We start from the raw sequence: 2590 nt of genomic DNA on the forward strand, positions 1-2590 counted from the left end.
TATCCGCCTCAATCAACAGGCCAGATCAATGGCTTGCGGATAGTTCACGGCCGACCAAATCGAAAATGCAAACTTAGGCTGTTGCGCGGTATCTCCTTCCACATCATCTCTTGCGCATACCTGCATTCCAAGGTGTTTGATCCTATGCTTCGCGAGGAGCAGGTAGGTCGCGACAGCTAGGCAATGTTCCAGCTGCCCTAGCGGAGGAGTCACGATTTTCCGGCAAGCTCCGTCGGCAGACGTTCCTTTCTGGCCTTGGCAAAGGCTCGGTCGCCTTCCAGAAACGCCGCCAGCATGAAAGGGATGAGTTCTGCCACGGTTTCAGACTGACCATAGGTCTGACGGTAAAGTGCAGCATACTCCTTGAGTGTTTGGCTCAGCTCCGCGCTGACGGTAATGGTGATCTTCGAAGCTGTTCGGTCCGGAAGTTTTCCAAGTTTCAGGTCAGCCATGATAACTCCTGCTCAACTGGCGTATGGCCGCAGCACGATGTCCTTGTGCACGATGACGCGCAGTGGCCAACCTGGGCGGACGACGATGGTGGGCTGGATATTGAGGTTTTTTTCGGTGATGCGCTGGCCGGCTCGACTGGCGTTCTGCTGGGCTGATTCCCGGATCGCCTTGACCAGATCGCTCTCGTTTTCGCCGAGGCTGAATTCTGTGCCGACACCGAGCAATGTGGCAAGCGCCACTCCCTTGATCATCTGCCAAGTGTGGAAATCGACTTCGTCTTCCAGCCCTGCGTAGCCGGCGGTGTCGCTCGCGGGCAGATTGTCGATTTCGGCCGACGAGCCGTCGGGCAGCAGAATGCGCTGCCAGACCAGCAGCGCTCGCTTTTGCCCGAACGCGACGACGCTGTCGTAGACGCCGATAAGACGTGAGCCCTGCGGAATCAGCAATATGTTGCCCGTGACCGTGTCGTGCACATTTTCGGTGACTTGCGCGACGACAAGGCCCGGCAAATCGGAATTGATGCCGGTGATCAGGCTGGCGGCAATCACGCTGCCAGCCATCAGTTGATATGGCGAGATCGGCGTCTGCAGCGCATGCGGATTGTAGATCCCGCCAGTGCTCCGCTGGCTGAGAAAATCAAGCTTTCGCTGCTGATTGTTCTGGTCGCCTTCCGCCGCCGCCACCGAGGCTGACGCGCGTCCTGCTTCGGATTGGGGAAGCGCCTCAAATGGATGCTGAGCAGTTTGCACGCTCTCTCCGACATCTGTCTTTTGAGCTCGATTTTCGACGCGGAAAAGCACCCGCGATTCACGCGCTTCGATCGCCTGCTGCGCTAGACGCTGCTCCTCGGCCGAGATGTCTTGGCCCGGCACGATGCCGAGCTGGCGCTGCCGCTCGAGGATGGGGCGGCCGAGGTCGCCCGGCAAAGGTAGCCCAAGGACGGGAGGCTTCGGCTTCATGCCGGAATAGTCATGGGGAAGCGTATCGAGCCCCTCGGCGGTTGGTTTGCGCTCAGTGTTGTAGAGATCTTCCGCCTGATCCCTGATGCGAAGGGCCGGCCCCTGGAGGGCGATCATGGTAACGCCGAAGACAGCGCCGGATCCGAGCGCTGCGATCGCGATGATCACACCGCGCCTGAACCGCACCACGCGGCGGGGAGAGGCCCGAAGCTGCAGTTCCTCGGGATCCAGTTTCGGCGGGATGCCAGAGCGGGAATTTTCGATCATGAGTCCTCACCTCGCCGGCTGCCGCGAAAGAGCGAGATCCGCCGTTGCGGTTGCCTGCCGTCAATCCTGCTGATGCGGATCACCTGCTGCCGCTTGGTGCCGAGGCGAAGTTCGGCCGCGGCGAAGAGCCGATCGACGATGTAATAGTTGCCGCGCACGCGATAGTTGACGAGCTCGCTGCTCCCATCTGCGCCGACGATGAAGAGTGGTGGCGCCTCGCCCTGATCTATGCGACGAGGGAACTCAATATAGACCTTGCTGCCGTCGTCGAAGGCTCGCGTCGGTCTCCAGGGCGGTGTGTCGCCACTGATTGAGTAGCGAAAGCGAAGGTTTTCGAGCGCGATATTCGACGCGACCGGTGTAACTGCCTCGGCTTGAGCATTGCGCTGGCGAAGCGCGATGATCTGGTCTTGGCTGTAGGTCCAGGAGATTGCCGCCATTGCGGTCTTCTCGGTGCTTTGAAGCTGCAAATGATAGGTCCGCCGGTCCGTCGTAATGACGACATTGGTGGCAAGACCCGGCGCGAAGGGTTTTACCAGAACATGGGTGCGCTGATTGTCACCGGTGCCGCTTGCGGTATCGCCAATGACCCAGCGCACGGTGTCGCCAGCCGACACGGCGGTTAGTTTCTCGCCCGGCTGCAGAGCGATGTCGGTCACGCGCTCCGGCGCGGCATAGAGTTGATAAAGCGCGCCATCGGTGAAGGGGTAGACTTGCACGGCATTAACATACCCGTACTTGGTGGGTTGCTGGGTCGCGGCTTTGTTGGCATCAGCGACGCGTTCTTCAGGGGGGCGCTTGTCCTCGCCCTTGCCGGGCTCGGGCTGCATTTGGCCAGGCAGCGGCAGTGGTTTTGGCACCTCGACAATTCTAATCGGCCTCTCCGGCGCCTTTTCGATCGCGGCCGGTTT

The 2590-nt window shown here is 60.2% G+C and carries 4 protein-coding genes; 1 reads left to right on the forward strand and 3 read right to left on the reverse strand.

Features of this window, described 5'->3' with window-relative positions:
• A partial coding sequence (locus EOC06_RS40860) for a hypothetical protein (protein ID WP_206631216.1) occupies positions 1 to 180 on the forward strand: 180 nt, incomplete at its 5' end.
• A gap of 29 nt (positions 181 to 209) precedes the next feature.
• On the opposite strand, the gene EOC06_RS20335 is transcribed toward EOC06_RS40860, so the two are convergent.
• The 3 genes from EOC06_RS20335 to trbG form a co-directional block, all read right to left on the reverse strand.
• Positions 210 to 452 carry a DUF2274 domain-containing protein gene (locus EOC06_RS20335; protein ID WP_024502859.1) on the reverse strand — a complete coding sequence of 81 codons (243 nt, stop codon included), beginning with the start codon at positions 450 to 452 and terminating at the stop codon, positions 210 to 212.
• A 12-nt stretch (positions 453 to 464) separates the two neighbouring features.
• On the reverse strand, positions 465 to 1679 hold the full coding sequence (locus EOC06_RS20340) for a TrbI/VirB10 family protein (RefSeq protein ID WP_063169228.1): 1215 nt from the start codon (positions 1677 to 1679) through the stop codon (positions 465 to 467).
• The coding region (gene trbG, locus EOC06_RS20345) for a P-type conjugative transfer protein TrbG (RefSeq protein ID WP_245469846.1) at positions 1676 to 2590 on the reverse strand (915 nt) is incomplete at its 5' end. The genes trbG and EOC06_RS20340, both read right to left, overlap by 4 nt.

Source organism: Mesorhizobium sp. M7A.F.Ca.MR.362.00.0.0 (assembly GCF_004023175.1).
Classification (GTDB): Bacteria; Pseudomonadota; Alphaproteobacteria; order Rhizobiales; family Rhizobiaceae; genus Mesorhizobium.